This is a genomic window from Halolactibacillus sp. JCM 19043 (assembly GCF_001310395.1).
Classification (GTDB): domain Bacteria; phylum Bacillota; class Bacilli; order Bacillales; family Amphibacillaceae; genus Halolactibacillus; species Halolactibacillus miurensis.
In genome coordinates, this window is the sequence record NZ_BAXD01000045.1 from 1 (window position 1) to 16,942 (window position 16,942).

Annotated in this window: 15 protein-coding genes; 8 read left to right on the forward strand and 7 right to left on the reverse strand. The window is 40.8% G+C overall.

Annotation, left to right across the window (positions count from 1 at the left end; translation table 11 throughout):
• The 3 genes from JCM19043_RS14415 to JCM19043_RS14425 form a co-directional block, all read left to right on the forward strand.
• Positions 1-1,174: IS200/IS605 family accessory protein TnpB-related protein (locus tag JCM19043_RS14415; protein WP_156321437.1), on the forward strand; the 1,174-nt coding region annotated here is incomplete at its 5' end.
• Positions 1,175-1,246: 72 nt separating this feature from the next.
• Positions 1,247-1,801, forward strand: coding sequence for a sensor histidine kinase (locus JCM19043_RS14420; protein WP_062323562.1), 555 nt, complete (start codon positions 1,247-1,249; stop codon positions 1,799-1,801).
• A 143-nt stretch (positions 1,802-1,944) separates the two neighbouring features.
• Positions 1,945-2,628 carry a methyl-accepting chemotaxis protein gene (locus JCM19043_RS14425; protein WP_062323564.1) on the forward strand — a complete coding sequence of 228 codons (684 nt, stop codon included), beginning with the start codon at positions 1,945-1,947 and terminating at the stop codon, positions 2,626-2,628.
• A gap of 50 nt (positions 2,629-2,678) precedes the next feature.
• Here JCM19043_RS14425 and argF read toward each other — a convergent pair whose 3' ends face one another.
• The 5 genes from argF to JCM19043_RS14450 all read right to left on the reverse strand — a co-directional run bounded on the left by argF (position 2,679) and on the right by JCM19043_RS14450 (position 10,713).
• The gene (gene argF / locus JCM19043_RS14430) at positions 2,679-3,623 is read right to left on the reverse strand and encodes an ornithine carbamoyltransferase (protein ID WP_062323567.1); all 945 of its coding nucleotides are present in this window, start codon (positions 3,621-3,623) and stop codon (positions 2,679-2,681) included.
• A complete protein-coding gene (gene carB, locus JCM19043_RS14435; RefSeq protein WP_062323578.1) occupies positions 3,620-6,820 on the reverse strand; it encodes a carbamoyl-phosphate synthase (glutamine-hydrolyzing) large subunit in 3,201 nt (1,066 codons plus the stop codon). Before carB ends, argF begins: the two co-directional genes overlap by 4 nt.
• Positions 6,813-7,889 (reverse strand): carbamoyl phosphate synthase small subunit, encoded by a 1,077-nt coding sequence (locus tag JCM19043_RS14440; RefSeq protein ID WP_062323580.1) that lies wholly within the window; start codon positions 7,887-7,889, stop codon positions 6,813-6,815. Before JCM19043_RS14440 ends, carB begins: the two co-directional genes overlap by 8 nt.
• A gap of 155 nt (positions 7,890-8,044) precedes the next feature.
• Complete coding sequence (gene argH / locus JCM19043_RS14445) at positions 8,045-9,457, reverse strand: argininosuccinate lyase (protein ID WP_062323582.1); 1,413 nt, start codon at positions 9,455-9,457, stop codon at positions 8,045-8,047.
• A complete protein-coding gene (locus tag JCM19043_RS14450) occupies positions 9,454-10,713 on the reverse strand; it encodes an argininosuccinate synthase (protein ID WP_062323584.1) in 1,260 nt (419 codons plus the stop codon). The genes argH and JCM19043_RS14450 overlap by 4 nt, the downstream gene beginning before the upstream one ends.
• A gap of 305 nt (positions 10,714-11,018) precedes the next feature.
• Between JCM19043_RS14450 and JCM19043_RS14455 the strand changes: the two genes are divergently transcribed.
• Together JCM19043_RS14455 and JCM19043_RS14460 are read left to right on the forward strand one after the other, a co-directional pair.
• Positions 11,019-11,972 (forward strand): DUF4349 domain-containing protein, encoded by a 954-nt coding sequence (locus JCM19043_RS14455; protein ID WP_062323586.1) that lies wholly within the window; start codon positions 11,019-11,021, stop codon positions 11,970-11,972.
• A 229-nt stretch (positions 11,973-12,201) separates the two neighbouring features.
• Positions 12,202-12,597 (forward strand): hypothetical protein, encoded by a 396-nt coding sequence (locus JCM19043_RS14460; RefSeq protein ID WP_062323588.1) that lies wholly within the window; start codon positions 12,202-12,204, stop codon positions 12,595-12,597.
• A gap of 89 nt (positions 12,598-12,686) precedes the next feature.
• Here JCM19043_RS14460 and ddlA read toward each other — a convergent pair whose 3' ends face one another.
• Together ddlA and JCM19043_RS14470 are read right to left on the reverse strand one after the other, a co-directional pair.
• Positions 12,687-13,784, reverse strand: coding sequence for a D-alanine--D-alanine ligase (gene ddlA, locus JCM19043_RS14465; RefSeq protein ID WP_062323591.1), 1,098 nt, complete (start codon positions 13,782-13,784; stop codon positions 12,687-12,689).
• Positions 13,785-13,808: 24 nt separating this feature from the next.
• Positions 13,809-14,246, reverse strand: coding sequence for a DUF4064 domain-containing protein (locus tag JCM19043_RS14470; RefSeq protein ID WP_062323594.1), 438 nt, complete (start codon positions 14,244-14,246; stop codon positions 13,809-13,811).
• 350 nt (positions 14,247-14,596) lie between these two features.
• Between JCM19043_RS14470 and JCM19043_RS14475 the strand changes: the two genes are divergently transcribed.
• The 3 genes from JCM19043_RS14475 to JCM19043_RS14485 all read left to right on the forward strand — a co-directional run bounded on the left by JCM19043_RS14475 (position 14,597) and on the right by JCM19043_RS14485 (position 16,936).
• Positions 14,597-14,938, forward strand: coding sequence for a P-II family nitrogen regulator (locus JCM19043_RS14475; RefSeq protein WP_062323595.1), 342 nt, complete (start codon positions 14,597-14,599; stop codon positions 14,936-14,938).
• Between the two features lie 24 nt (positions 14,939-14,962).
• Positions 14,963-16,315 carry an ammonium transporter gene (locus tag JCM19043_RS14480; RefSeq protein WP_089855611.1) on the forward strand — a complete coding sequence of 451 codons (1,353 nt, stop codon included), beginning with the start codon at positions 14,963-14,965 and terminating at the stop codon, positions 16,313-16,315.
• Positions 16,316-16,645: 330 nt separating this feature from the next.
• Positions 16,646-16,936, forward strand: a complete 291-nt coding sequence (locus JCM19043_RS14485; RefSeq protein WP_062323597.1) for a hypothetical protein — start codon at positions 16,646-16,648, stop codon at positions 16,934-16,936.
• Positions 16,937-16,942: the final 6 nt, after the last annotated feature.

A 16,942-nucleotide genomic window follows, 5' to 3' on the forward strand; every position in this document is an offset into this window, starting at 1 on the left:
GGGCCAATTGAGCTTTAAGCAAGACCGGTACGAAAAACGGTTGATTAAATTGGCAAACAAAGTGACGGGTGTGTGTTTCGGGAGTAAAAAACTCGCCCGTGGCCGGTTAACACAAAAGACGTATCACGCTCATCCTGAGCGTTGGCAGAAAGATTGGGTATCGGCGCGTTACGGTAAGATGACCATTTCAGGACGGAAAGATGCTAAATCAGGTAACTTTGTCTTTCATTATCACCTAGAGACGCATACCCTTACCTTCAAAGCGATTGACCAATGTGTGATTAGTCTCTCTGACGTTGTTTTCCCCTATGGCCAAGACCATGTCAACCATGCCATTCAGACACAAATGAACCTGAAAGATAAGAAAAAGTACGGGAAGCCTATTGGATGGTCGCTTGAGGACCATGGTGACTACTATATCGTTAAATGCTTAATTGATGTGCCTGCTACACCCTATCTGAATACCTCAACGTCAACCGGCATGATTGGTGTTGATTTGAATGTGAATCATATCGCCGTCGCCAATATCAACGCCATAGGTCAATGTGTGGATGCCTTTACCCTTCCGTTTAACTTAGAGGGTAAAACCAGTGGGCAGGCGACGAAAATAATAGAAGCAGAGGTTATTGCCCTCGTTGACTATGCCGTTAAACATCATAAACCACTCGCTATCGAAAAATTGGATACGACGCGGTCCAAAGTGTCGCGTCCCTATGGACATAAAAAAGGGAATCGTCGAATGAGTCAGTTTGCTTATCAAAAGATGATCCAAGCGATCAAATCAAGAGCTGAAAAAATGGGGGTGGCTGTCTACGTTGTTAACCCTGCTTATACCAGTCAAATTGGCAAGATGAAATATATGAAGCGACTCGGTGTGTCCATTCACATGGCAGCCGCTTATGTCATTGCCCGTCGGGCAATAGGCTTTAAAGAAAAACTCCCACCGATGTTGTATTCACTTGTTCCAGAGCAGAAACAAGGTCTACACCATTGGACGCAATGGGCGTATATGACGCGTACCCTGTCTTTTGTCAGAACCCATATGTTCTACCAGACAGAACGATTCGACCCAAGCAAGTTGTGTTACTGGGACACACTATTTTCCCAATATGCTTTAACAGATGTTGAGAAAATAGGTTTGCGGCGGTTGGGGAGTAGAAAAACCTATGCTTAGTTGAACGAGCATGGGTCCCCTTTAGGGTGTCCTTAAGGAATCCCCTTCCTCAAACATTCGTAAGAATGTTAGGTGGGGGTAGTTCAATATCGTCTAGATAACGGGGCGCTCACGCCATTTAAAACGAGTCAAGACGCAACTCTTACACCGTCAGATGCTGTCCTCACAGCTATTACGAACCAAGATGATGGTGTATTTGAACAAACTATTAATGACGAGCCTTATTTAATTGCGAAGCGTTATTTACCGGAAATCGAGGCCGATTATTTACTACTTGTACCCGAAGCAAGTTACCTCGCCCCCATTCTTACCATGCGCACGACAACGGTGATGATTAGTATCGTTGGGATGGTTTTAGGTATTATTTTCACCGTATTCTTTGTTCAAAATATTACGAAACCACTTAAACAACTAAAAGCAGGGATGGAACGCATCCATACCGGAGATTTTAGCCCGCTTATTTTAAAGAAAATACATACACTAGAAATTAAAAGTTTAACTGAGAGTTATAACTTTATGGTTGATGAACTCGACACAATTATTTCTCAACTCAAACAATCCATCAACGATCTAACTAATAGTGGCCACCATTTGGAAAGAGAGTCCGATCACATGATTGAACGTTAACACAAACAACCAGGGCAGTAGAAGAAAGTGCCGAGGCGACAAGAGCCTATTCGGAACATACTCAAGCGATTGTCACAGCTGCAACGTCTAGCTTACAACTTTCTAAAAATCACTTAAGTGAGACACTCCGCTTCACAGAATCAATGAATACCGCATCTTCAACAGGTAAAAAAGAATTAGATGACTTAATCAAACAACTCGCCGAGTTTAAAACGGAATTAACTTCGATGCAACAAGAGTTACATGACGTGCTAGATCAAGTCAATCATACGTATAGTTTAACGAGCGCGATTCAAGCCATTTCAGATCAAACAAAATTACTTGCTTTAAATGCTTCCATTGAAGCGAGCAGAGCCGGTAAAGAAGGTCAAGGTTTTATAGTTGTCGCACGAGAAGTGAGTAAACTCGCAGAAGAAACAAAAGCTATTACCATTAATATGTTTGAGCACATGGCCAAAACAAAAAAGATGACCACTTCAGCTGTATCGACCAGTGATTTACTCGTGGAACATCATTTAGGCCACGTTGAGACGATGAAACAGACAACCGATGCCTTTGATAGTTTATTAAACACAATCAAAGAATCAACGGCTGCTATTCACGTCATTGAACATGATATGTCTGCGCTATTTGAACGGTTTAATGAACTGACCAATGTCTCAAGAGAACTTGATCGTATTGCGGAGAATAATCATCAACATACCGAAAGCATGGCAAAAATTGCGATTAGCCATAAAGAAGAGACAGCCATCATTCATAAAGAAGGGGCGAATATTTTAAACTTTGCCAAATCGCTTCAAACATTAATTGATGGTTTTAAAGGTTAAACAAAAAAGCACCGACGGGTGCTTTTACTGTTTACATTCGTTTACTTATATTAATCGGCCATTAAAGCCACCATCAAGGCTTTTTGAGCATGGAGGCGATTTTCTGCTTCTTGGAAAATAACAGAGTGTTTACCATCGATAACATCTGTCGTGACTTCTTCGCCGCGATGAGCTGGCAAGCAATGTAAAAACAGATAGTCATCTTTTGCGTGAGACACGAGGTCCTCGTTCACTTGATAATCTTTAAATAAAGCTTCACGCTTCAGTTGTTCACTTTCTTGCCCCATTGAAGCCCAGACATCGGTGTAAACAATGTCACTACCCGTCATCGCTTCTTTCGGATCCGTTGTCACAGTAATCGTGACACCATTTTCTTCCGCAATCATTTTCGCTTTCTCAACAATATCTTCATTGGGTAAATAACCTTCAGGAGCTGCTGTTTTAAAGTGCATCCCCATTTTAGCAGCACCAACCATAAGTGAGTGCGCCATATTATTACCGTCGCCAATATAAGTGAGCGTGAGACCTTTTAATTGCCCTTTTACTTCTTCAATCGTTTGTAAGTCCGCAAGGACTTGGCACGGGTGATAGTCATCCGTTAGACCATTAATGACAGGGATTGAACCATAATGCGCGAGCGCTTCAACATCGGATTGTTTAAACGTACGAATCATAATCCCATCTAAGTATCCCGATAGAACTTGCGCCGTATCACTGATTGGCTCCCCACGTCCGAGTTGTAAATCTTTTGAACTAAGGAAAAGTCCGGTGCCACCGAGTTGATAAATTCCTGTTTCAAATGACACACGTGTTCGTGTCGATGACTTTTCAAAAATCATTCCAAGCACCTTGCCTTTTAGCGGATGATACACTTCCTTGTTTTTTTGTTTTTGTTTGATTTCTTTGGCGAGATCTAAAATATAACGTAATTCTTCTGTTGTATAATCAAATAACGTTAAACAACTTCTTCCTTTTAATTGGTCTTTCACACTCATCTTTTTGCCTCCTCTAGCATCATTTTTCGGTAACGGTTAATTGTTTTGGGTAAAGTAGGCGCCGCCACTCTTGCATCGAGATAGGCACGCAATGTTTCTTTTCGACTTAAGACCATTACACCCTCACGTAAAGCTTTTAAGCGAATAGTAGCTGTTTGTTGGTCGGCCACTAATTTAATCGTCCCTTTATCTAGTAACTCAATAGCTTTTTCTTCAGTTACAGATACAACGCGCGTTAATCCGTATTGAATAAGTTTATCACTGACTATTTCATTCGCAAAACAGAGGCCGTTCACTTTAGCTAACTGTTTTATTAATGCTTCATCTACATCTTGTAACCCTAGATAGATACCATCTGTTTCGTTCATCGCCATAAATTGATTTTCTTTATAGCCAAAAGCTTTTTGAAGTGCCGCTTCAACCGTTTCACCAAGACCTATTGCCTCTCCAGTTGAGCGCATTTCCGGCTGAAGTAACGGGTCAACATCACTCAGTTTTGTATGAGAGAAAATCGGCATCTTCACCGCGTAAAAGTTTGGCTTTTCCTGCAGACCTAACGTTGGATGAAGCTCTTTTAATGATTGATTTAACTGCGTTCTCACGGCTAAATCAACCATATCAATGCCTGTGACTTTACTCGCAATTGGCACCGTTCGTGACGCTCGCGGATTAACTTCTAGACAGTAGAGCGTTTCTTCATCTTCACTAAAGACGAACTGAATATTGATCAGACCTTTTAAATCAAGTGCTTTTGACAGTTTCTTTGTATACGTTTCAATCAAGGTTTCTTGTTGATTCGTAAGATTTGGCGCCGGGAAAATCGCCATACTATCCCCTGAATGCACGCCTGCTTTTTCAACGTGTTCAAAAATACCTGGAATCACAATATCTTCCCCGTCACAAATGACATCAATCTCGACTTCTTTACCCTCAATGTATCGGTCAAGTAATAACGGAAAGACTTTACTTGATGTTTCCGTCTGGAGTAGCTGGTTGAGATAGTGATCTAAAGCTTGTTCTGAGTCTAAAACAACCATGCCTTGTCCACCAATCACGTAAGACGGACGAAGAAGTACGGGATATCCAAAGGTTTCCGCTGTTTCTTTTGCCTTTTCATACGATAGAACCGTTGTCCCTGGAATGTGTGGAATCGCTAAGTCGTCTAATAGCTGATAAAATTGTTCTCGGTCTTCGGTGACATCAATATTGTTAATATCCGTCCCGATGAGCTTAATTCCCCGCTCATTCAGGTCTTCAGCTAAGTTCACCGCTGTTTGGCCACCAAATTGAATCAACACCCCGTCGGCTTGTTCCTTTAAGACAATTTGTTCAACATCTTCCGCTGTCAGTGGCTCAAAGTATAAATGATCGGCGGTTGAATAATCGGTACTGACTGTTTCAGGATTGTTGTTCACAACAATGGCTTCAATTGCTTGGTCCTTTAATGAAAAGGCCGCATGTACCGAACAATAATCAAATTCAACCCCTTGACCGATTCGGATCGGACCTGAACCTAAGACAACAATTTTTTGTTGCTTATTTAACGGTGTCACTTCATCATACTCGAGCCAAGAACTATAAAAGTATGGCGTTTTCGCTTCAAATTCCCCTGCACATGTATCGACCATCTTATAACTAGCCGTGATATTGTGCGCACGTAAATAGTCATTTATATCTCTCACTGTGGTGTTTAGCAACCTTGCTAGCGTGACTTCACTGAGACTATATTTTTTCGCTTGAGTGAGTAATGGTTTTGGTACGGTTTCAAGCGTATACTGGCTTATTTCAGCTTCAAAATCAATCAACGTTTTAAACTCATGCAAGAAATAACGGGTAATCAGCGTGTGATGATGTAGATCATCGACACTCATCCCGCGTTTTAATGCTTCCATCACATAAAACAGTCGTTCATCGGTTGGGTTTTCTAATGCCTCAATCAAGTCGGCCTCTGTACAAGCACTTAAAGCAGGACGGTGGAAATCGATTTGATTAATTTCCATGGACCGAATCGCCTTTGTTAAAGCTGCCGTGAAGTTACGTCCAAGTGACATCACTTCACCTGTCGCTTTCATTTGCGTGCCTAAGTGACGATTCGCTTGATAAAATTTATCAAACGCAAACCGTGGTAATTTAAGTGCCACATAATCAATCGCCGGTTCAAAGCTCGCATACGTATCTCCTGTAATAGGATTAAGAACTTCGTCTAAGTAATAACCGAGACTCAGTTTCGCAGCGATGCGCGCAATCGGATAACCTGTCGCTTTTGATGCAAGCGCACTAGAACGACTGACACGAGGATTCACTTCAATAATAATATAATCATCGGTGAGGGGATTTAAGGCAAACTGAATGTTACACCCACCAATCACGCCTAAAGCACGAATCACTTTGAGTGATGAGTCTCTTAGCATTTGGTGTTGATGATCAGTCAACGTTTGACTTGGGGCAACAACAATACTGTCACCAGTATGTACCCCAACCGCATCGATATTTTCCATGTTACAAATAATAATCGCTGTGTCGTTATCATCGCGCATCACTTCATATTCAATCTCTTTCCAACCCTTCACCGATTGTTCGATGAGGACTTGGTGAATCGGACTTTGATTTAAGCCATTTTTAACGATGGTCATTAACTCAGCTTTAGAGTCGGCAATCCCACCACCCGCGCCGCCTAATGTATAGGCGGGTCTCACAATAACCGGATAACCGATCTTGTCCGCAAACTGGCAGGCGTCTTCAATATTTTCGACCGTCTGACTCATAGCGACAGGCTCATGTAAGTCTTCCATCATCGCTTTAAACTGTTCCCGGTCTTCCCCGCGTTCAATCGTCTCAAGTGGCGTGCCAAGTAACGTCACGTTATAGTCTTTTAATACACCATGCTCGGTGAGTTTCGCCGCTAAGTTTAAACCTGTCTGTCCACCGAGTGTCGGGAGGAGGCCATCAGGCTGCTCTATTTTAATAATCTCGGTTAAACTTTCAACGGTAAGTGGTTCCATATAAATATGATCCGCAATATTTTCATCAGTCATAATCGTTGCTGGATTATTATTGACTAACACAACCTCAATGCCTTCTTCTTTTAAGGCAAGACAAGCTTGAGTGCCGGCATAATCAAATTCAGCTGCTTGACCAATCACGATGGGACCTGATCCGATAACGAGGACTTTTTTAATCGTATCAAGTTTAGGCATGGACAACCGCCCCCTTCTTCGTCACATCCCTAACAAACTGTTCAATCAAATGCATCGTGTCCATTGGTCCTGGATGAGCTTCTGGATGAAATTGAACCGATGTGATCGGTTTTGTTTTATGTTGCAGTCCTTCAATCGATTGATCGTTCACATTCGTAAAGAGAATATCAAATTCATCCGTAACAGCATCCTCACAGACGACGTAGCCATGATTTTGAGACGTCATATAAACTTTACCTGTGATGCTTGATTTCACCGCATGATTGCCACCGCGGTGACCGTATACTAACTTCTTCGTTTGCATCCCGTAACTAAGTGCCAACAGTTGATGGCCAAGACAAATACCAAAACTCGGGTAGTGATCGGCGATGCTGCGGACAGTGGGAATTAGACTGAGGCAATCAACGGGATCACCCGGTCCATTTGAAAAGACAACCCCATCAACGCTTAACTGATCAAGCTCAGTTTTTGTCGTGTGATATGGACAGATCGAAACATTCGCTCCCGCAGCGGTTAAGGCATTAACAATCGATTTCTTTTGTCCAAAATCGATAACGGCGATATGGGCGTGACTATCGCTAAAGCTGTGATCGTGCTGCACGTCTTTCACTGACACTTTTTTTACGACATCTGGGTCAATCTTGGTCATCGTCACTTTTTCCTGTGGGTCCGTTGAAATTTTGCCGAAAACATTCGGATGGGTACGAATGATTTTGGTTAAATGACGCGTATCAACGCCATAAATAATCGGCACCTTTGTTTTTTCAGCGAGTTGTTTTAGTGTATGGGTAGATGTTGGGTGGTCTGGATGATGACTGACCGTTTGAACGATAAGCGCCTTTGCGCCAAAACTGTCACTTTCTTTTACGTCTACATTACATCCGTAATTTCCGATCAATGGGTACGTCATTGTCACGAGTTGTCCCTCATACGATGGGTCGGTCATTACTTCTTGATAACCAATCATTGACGTATTGAATACCACTTCTCCTTCAATTGTTGTCGCTTCAGTTAAAAATGTTCCCTCTAGCACATCACCGGTATTTAAAATTAAATAGGCCGTCTGCATCTCTCATCCCCGTCCTTTCTTATGTAACTTCCGACGCTCATCCTCTATTCAGGAACTGCCATTCGACAGCTACTTTTATTAATAATTATACACATTAACTAATAATTATACATTGATAGGCGAAACAAAACTAGCCGAAGCTAGTTTGTCTGTTGTTATGATAAAAGTTCCGCCATCTTTTCTAACCAAACCGTTGTGTCACTCAGATAGTTTTCCGCTTCACCAAATTGCCATTCCACACTTTCTTTGGCCGTTCCACCGTGCGCTTTTCTGGCATTAACAACCGCCATCGGATCTAAGACCTCAAAAATATCTTCTTCAATGACTTCAGAGAATTGTTTGAATTCCGCTAGCGTTAAATCAAGTAAATATTTATGGTTGTCGATACAACTTAACACCGCTTCACCAACCACCGCATGTGCTTCTCTAAATGGTAAACCTTTCGTGACTAAATAATCCGCTAAGTCGGTCGCATTTGAATAATCTTTTGCGACAGCGTCATACATTACCTCTTTATTCACCGTCATTGTTTCCACCATTGGGCTAAATAAGCTTAACGCACCAATTAATGTTTCGACGGTATCAAACATACCTTCTTTATCTTCCTGCATATCTTTATTATAGGCGAGTGGCAAGCCTTTTAATGTCGTTAAAATCCCCATTAAGTGACCATACACACGTCCGGTTTTACCACGGACAAGCTCTGGCACATCCGGATTTTTCTTTTGTGGCATCATACTACTTCCAGTACAAAAAGCGTCATCTAACTCAATAAAGTTAAACTCTTGACTCGACCACTGCACAAGTTCTTCTGAAAAGCGTGATAAGTGCATCATGACAAGTGACGCATCCGATAAAAATTCAACGACGAAGTCACGATCACTGACTGAATCTAAACTATTCTCTGTAATCCCGTAAAAGTTTAGTTCATCTTTCACGAAGTGACGATCAATCGGAAACGACGTGCTTGCAAGGGCACCAGCACCAAGCGGTGATTTATTGATTCGTTTAAAACTATCCATCAACCGTTCAGCGTCACGCTGGAACATAAACACATAACTGAGTAAATGATGGGCAAATAACACCGGTTGCGCCCGCTGCAAGTGCGTATAGCCTGGTAGGATCGTATCCGTGTGCGCTTTTGCTTGATTTAATAAAGCCGTTTGTAGTGTCGTTAGTAATTCGACTAATGATACGACTTGATCCCGTAAGTAAAGACGCATATCTAACGCAATTTGATCGTTACGGCTTCGTCCGGTATGAAGTTTGCCTCCAACCGGACCAATCTCATCAATGAGTAACTTTTCTACATTCATATGAATGTCTTCATTTTCTTTTGTTAAGACGTCTTTATTTGTTTTGATTAATGCCTCGACTTTTTTTAAGCCGTCGACAATCGTGTCACGTTCATCTGCTTCAATAATTCCAGCTGAGGCTAACATATTCACATGGGCGAGACTCCCTAAAATATCATACGTCGCCAACTTTTGATCGAAGCTAATGGATGCTGTGTAATCATCGACTAATTCATTGGTTGGTTTTGTGAATCGTCCGCCCCATAGTTTCATTGCTTGACCGCTTCCTTTATATCGACTGTTGTTTTTGTCATTGATTCTGGTTTTTTCTGTTGCGCTTTTGTAACTGTTTCATGGACTTGCGTTGGTAAGCCCCAAAGCTTAATGAATCCAAGTGCCGCATCATGATCAAACTGATCACCTGTTGAATACGTTGCTAGATCTAAATCATATAATGAGTAATCAGATTTTCTTCCCACAACCATTGCTTGACCTTTATATAGTTTCACTTTTACAACACCTGAAACATATTTTTGTGTTTCTGCGATAAAGGCTTTTAAAGCATCTGTCAGGGGTGAGTACCAAAGCGCATCATAGACAGATTGCGCAAATTTTTGTTCAATGATTGGTTTGAATTGTGACACTTCTCTTGGTAACGTCAGTGCTTCAAGCTCTTGGTGCGCCGCGATTAACGTGACACCTGCAGGTGCTTCGTAAATCTCTCTTGACTTAATCCCAACTAACCGGTTTTCCACGTGGTCAATCCGACCCACACCATGCTTACCGGCGATTTGATTTAATTCTAAGATCAGTTCATGCAAAGGATATTGTTGTCCGTTTATGGCTACTGGCTTCCCTTGATCAAACGTAATTTCAATGGTTTCTGGTACATCCGGTGCATCAACGGGATCGGTTGTAAGTTCAAACGCATCCTTTGGCGCTTCTGCCCATGGGTTTTCTAAAATGCCACATTCATTACTTCTTCCCCATAAGTTTTGGTCAATACTGTATGGACTTTCTTTACCGACCGGTACAGGGATACCGTGTTTTTCTGCATAAGCTAATTCCTCGTCCCGTGTCATTTTCCATTCTCTTACCGGTGCGACGATTTTTAGATTTGGATTAAGTGCCGTAAAGGCAACGTCAAACCGGACTTGGTCGTTCCCTTTGCCGGTACAACCGTGGGCGACAGCAACGGCTCCTTCTTGTTCAGCAATATCTACGAGCACTTTTGCGATTAAAGGTCTTGACAAGGCTGAAATCAGTGGATATTTACCTTCATATAATAAATTCGCTTGCAAAGCTGGTAACACATATTCTTCTGAGAAGAGTGCTTTTGCATCTACTGAATATGATTTAATTGCCCCAACATCAATAGCTTTCTTTTTCACAAACTCTAAATCTTTTCCTTCGCCTACATCTAATCCTACCGCGATGACATCATAATTGTATTGGTCTTGTAACCATTTAATTGCCACTGATGTATCTAATCCCCCTGAATATGCTAATACGATTTTGTCTTTTGCCATGTCGATCCGCTCCCTTTTATTTAAATGATCTTATTTTTCAATCGATTCGGTTAACTTGTGTATTATTATGCAACAGAAAGAATAATAATGCAACCCCTTTTGAAGAATTTTTTATTCTTTTTAGGGAATAGTATATTATCAGTCATAACATCATAGCCTATCATCAAGATGAAAGCGTATTTCTATCTGATATACATAAAAATTAATATTTATACATAAGTGTGTATATTATTTAAATATTGAAACTTTTTAACCAAACAAAACGACTGATGTATGAGAGAAACATTTAAAAGGAGGCGTTAATTATGAACAAAAGAAATGGAATCATGTTATTTTTATTTAGTTTGATCCTTATCTTTATGACCGCATGTTCAAGTGAAGATCAATCAGAAACTAATACGATAGGCGACTCGGACATGGAAATGGCCGTTGAAGATGATGCTGCCGAGCAAGAAGCGTATGATGAGGGCGGCATTCGACCAGAGGGACCGATGGAAGACGGCGAAACCGACGCACCGGTTGATACAACTGATCGTAAGATTATGTATAACGCGAATCTAGAACTCACTACCCGGAAGTATGACACAGCGGTGCAATTTATTGAAGAGGAGACCAACCGTGTCGACGGCTATATCCTTAATAAAGAAACGCATCGGTACGATGCGCATTTCCGGTCAGGTTATTTTACGATTCGGATTCCTGCTGAAAACTTACAAACCTTTTTAAATCAATTTGAAACAGACTTATTCCAAGTTGAATACAACGCGATCTCAGGACAAGACGTCACCGATCAATATGTCGACTTAGAAACACGACTCAACACACAAAAACAACTAGAAGAACGGTTACTCACCTTTATGGAAGAAGCTGAATCAACAGAAGACTTACTCCAAATCTCGCGTGACTTAGCGAATGCCCAACTTGAAATTGAACGTCTGACGGGTCAATTAAATTTTCTCGATAATCGGATTGATTATGCGACCGTTGACCTCCGGCTACAAGAAGAGGAAGTCAGCACGATTAAAGACGGCGACTTAAATATTTGGCAGCGGACAAAAGATCAGTGGGTCAGAAGTTATGATGCGGTCATTATCTTCTTCTCTAATCTTTTCGTTTATATCGTCGGTAATTTACCAGTAATTATTATCTTTATTGTGATCGCTTCTGTCATTGGTGTATTTGTAAGACGTCGCTATAAAAAACAGCCGAAATCTCACCATTCACTCAGAAATGAAGATAAACAAGACACTGATCAGTAGTATATAATAGATTGTTTGCAAAGATTTATTTTTACAGAAAAGCACCTGACCTTGGCGTTCATGAACAGGTGCTTTTGATTTGTAACAGTGTTGTGTGATGTTAACGATTGCGTACGATGAATATTTTGCTATAATTCATTTACCTACTTTTATACTTTGTATAAATGAATTTCATTCAGGCTATTAGTTTCTCATTCTTAGACTGAGCGAGAATAAGGAGGCGTGACTGATGATGTATTATTTTGGCTATCTACTATTATCTACTCTTTTTTTTATAATTACTTTTATTGTATTCGGTAGACTCATCCTCCGACTCATCAAGAAAAAAGAACGCCCATCTTGGTGGATTTTTATCATCTTATTGAGTCCCTTTTTAATATACACTTTCTATTATCACGGACTATTACTGTATTTGGATTTACCTTCAGCGTTAAACAAAACCACACATACTAAAACTGGCACCGTCACACATGTTTATATAGCTAGTGGATCTATCGATTTTGAATTAGATAACATCAGTTTTCGAAGGAATCCGTGGACCTTGAATCCAAAAGAGGGAGAAACCTATCAAGTTGACTACTTACCTAATAGTCGCTTCATTATTGAATATGATCAGTTACCTTAATATTATAATTTGTATCACCTTTCAATATAAATAAAGAAAAAAGCACCGACACTTATAAAGTAATTATAAGTGTCGGTGCTTTATACTCATTAGTCTCTTGCACTTTTAAGCTGTTGTTTTCGTTCGTGACGCTCAAAAGCCAGTTTAATTAACGTATCAATCAGATTCGGATAGCTTAATCCTGATAGCGTCCAAAGACGTGGATACATACTGATTTTTGTGAAGCCTGGGATGGTGTTCACTTCATTAATGATTAATGTATCATCTTCTTTTAAGAAGAAATCAACCCGAGCCATCCCCTCACAGTCAAGTGTCTGAAAGACTTTAACAGCTTCTGTTTGAATCTTTTCTACTTGTTCTGGTGTTAAATCAGCCGGTGCCGATAAGACAGCGCCTGACTCATCAATGTATTTTGATTCATATGAATAAAAGTCTGTTTGTGGTAAAATCTCACCGATCACGGATGCTTTTGGTGCGGCATTACCTAAGACCGCACACTCAACTTCGCGTCCTTTTACCGCTTCTTCAACAAGTACTTTATCATCATATAAAAAGGCGTCTTGAATCGCTTTCGTGAAACTTGCTTCATCTGTTGCTTTACTTACCCCGACCGATGAGCCTTGATTGGCAGGTTTAATAAAAACAGGTAAGCCGAGCGTTTCCTTAACAGCGCTAAAGTCAATCGATGCTTGTTCATGTGCTTTAAATACAAGACCAGCTGCCACTTTTAGACCACGCTCTTTTAATAAACGTTTCGTAAAATCTTTATCCATACTGACGGCTGAGCCGAGTAAGTCAACCCCCACAAACGGTAAGTTCAGGGTACGTACTAACCCTTGTAAGCTACCATCTTCTCCTAGTGTTCCGTGAATGACTGAGAACACGACATCTATTTGTTTAATCGGTTCATTTGTTTTACTGTTAATGATTTGAGCAGTGTCTTGCCCAGGGATAACCGCAATCGCTTCACCCGTTAAATGTAACCGAATCTTTTTCGCATCATCCGCATCATCTAAATAATGCGCCTCATCAAGTAAGTGCCATGCACCTTGTTTATCTACCCCGATTAAAGCAACGTCATAGACCTCACGGTCAATCGCTTCAATCACATTCTTTGCTGACATAAGTGATACTTCATGTTCAGCTGATTTACCGCCAAATAAGATAGCGACTGTTTTTTTCGACATACTTATTCCTTCTTTCATTATTGACTATACCGTAAGTTGTTTCGGTTTTTTAAAGAGGACTAATCCGCCACTAACCATATATAGAAGACTTCCTAACATCGCTGGCGCAAAACCTAAAATCGCAACTAAAGCACCTGACACCAGCAGTAAGATCCCGACCATTTTGGGTTTAATATCTTTCTTTAAGAAGTAGATACTTAATCCTCCTGTGACAACCGTGGTGATACTCAGAATGAGGATCATAATCCCGCCAGACTGCAAGTTATCTCGAAACACATTGAATTCTGGTAGTTCAAAGTCATCCTCACTATTTTCAGCTAATTCTGATTCATAGGATTCATACAATTCCATCGCTCTTCCTTCATCATTATGTACAATTAACATACTCGCCCCTTGTACACCGAAAAAGATAAAGACCGCCATACCTAAAATAATTAATATCTTTTCAAATCGTCGTGACATCTGTTTGTTTCTCCTCTCAATTGTTTACCTCATTACTATTTTAACATAGTTCATATCAATCATACTATCGTTTATCCTTGATAGAAAAAGCAGGATAAACAACCCCAAAACACTTATGCTCCTTTACTTCCTCATGTTATCTCGCCGATTTTTAAATGAATTACATGGTTTTTATACATATTGGTTTTAAATTAATTTTAATTAATCATTCTAATTATTAGATTATTTCAATATTAAACAACTCTAAGCAAATAGGCTAAATTCTATTGAATTTTCAGAAATTTAGCGTAAGATAATAAACATAACTTATCATGTTAGAAAAGTTAACAAAGAGAGGAGCGTCATCAGTTATGAAAAAAATTGAAGCGATTATTCGCCCAGAAAAGTTTCAAGCGTTACGAGATGAATTAGCCTCACACGGATTTTTAGGCTTAACCGTTACCGAGGTCGCAGGAACCGGTAAACAAAAAGGACAAACCGGTGTTTTCAGAGGGACGAGTTATGAAATAAAAGTCTTACCAAAAATTAAAATTGAACTCGTCTTACCGCAAGAACGAACAGACGAAGTCATTGACATCATTATCGACACCTGTCATACCGATCAAATCGGCGACGGAAAGATTTTCGTTTATGATGTGGAAGATGCTGTAAGAATTAGAACGAAAGAACGCGGCAAACCGGCTGTTCTATAAAAATCTAACGAGGAGATGATGAATGTGTTTAAGAAAATAGGCCTTTTACTTTTTATTAGTATATTTTTAACATCCCCACTCTATGCCGACACTGGTGTGGTAACAACAGAAACCGTCGATATGTTGTGGGTCATGATTGGGAGTGTGTTAGTCTTCTTCATGCATGCGGGATTCGCTTTAGTTGAATCAGGCTTCACCCGCGCAAAGAACTCATTAAATATTATCACAAAAAACTTTTTAACCATTAGTATTGGACCGATCATCTTTTATCTTGTTGGTTATGGGCTGATGTTCGGCGATAGCTTTAACGGATTATTCGGATCAAATAGCTTCTTATTAAGCGGCGTTGACGATATGGGGTTCTTCGTCTTCCAAGCAATGTTTGTTGCAACCTGTGCGACGATTATCTCTGGTGCCGTTGCTGAGCGGATTAAAATCGGGGTGTATGTTTTAATTACACTTGCGATGACGAGTGTAATTTATCCTGTCGTCGGTCACTGGATTTGGTCAGATGGCTGGTTAGCTGAATTAGGCTTTACTGATTTTGCCGGTTCAACGGTCGTTCACTTAACCGGTGCCGTAGGTGCTTTAACGGTCGTCTTATTCTTAGGACCGCGTCTCGGTAAGTATACAAACGGTAAAATCAATGTTATTCCTGGCCATAATATACCGATGGGCGCTTTAGGGGTATTCATTTTATGGTTAGGTTGGTTTGGATTTAATGGTGGTTCAACGCTCGCCGCTGATACCGAGCTTGTGCCAATGATTGTCGCAACAACGCTGATGGCAAGTGCGGGTGGTTTATTATCAACTGTTTTATATTCACAACTACGCTTTAAACAAATTGACGTCTCTCTTGCTTTAAATGGCGTACTCGCCGGCTTAGTCGGGGTCACAGCTGGTACAGCTGAAGTGTCCATTCCCGGCGCGATTGCGATTGGGGTCGTCTCTGGCGTCATCTTAGTCGAAGGGATTACATTCATTGACCGCGTTCTAAAGATTGATGATCCCGTCGGGGCAACAACCGTCCACGGCCTCTCAGGTATTTGGGGTACACTTGCGGTAGGTTTATTCTCGGTTGAATCCGGCTTATTTTACGGCCACGGATTAAGTCAATTCTTAATCCAAGGTCTAGGCGTCTTAGCAGTAGTCGCGTGGACAATGGCGTCAGTTGGTGCTGTCACTTTCGTCATCACTCGATTCACATCTATTCGCGTATCAGAAGAGGAAGAGCGTATTGGACTTGATATCTCTGAACACGGCTCTAGCGCGTATCAATTTAATGATACCTTCTCGAGTAAAGAAGCGATTCAACCGACCGGTGCTTTTGAACTGGCTGATAGACTGAATCAGCTTTCTGAGTCAAAAGCTACCTAAGTAGACATCGTTTACGATGTACACTAATCCCCCTTGTTGGCTACACCCTTTGGTGTAGCCTCTTTTTTATACGCTTTTATCTCTTATCTGACTACCGTACTCTTACAAAATTACTTATAAAAAGAAAGACTTCGCTAACATCGGATGTATGATGCAAAAAAATAGATTTTATCGCTTTAGGGCGAGAAGACACCTTCCTCAAGTGCGTCAGCACTAGGTGGGTGATGAATCGCTTGTTTTGAATATTTTTGAAGTGACAAACATATATTCTTCATGGTATAATTAAAGCACTAACAGTGACCGTTACAAAACCAAGGGAGGATGGGTATCATGGGCATGAAGGCTATTTTTTCAAATCGCTTATATAAGCATACGATCGACCCTGATTTTGTTATGTCCATGGCTCACACCCTCCAGGTGTTTAATCAAGCCAAACATTTTCGCTATCAAGCGGAGGTCCGTGAGCTTAGGGGCGTGAAAGCGAAAAGTTCCGTCTCCATCCATCAACAATTGAAACAACGTTACGGATTAAATGATTATTATGCGAACAGCGCTGTTCAAGAAGGACGCGCGCTTTTATCCGCGCAAAAAGAATTGAAGAAAATGTACATACGTGAATGAATTTCA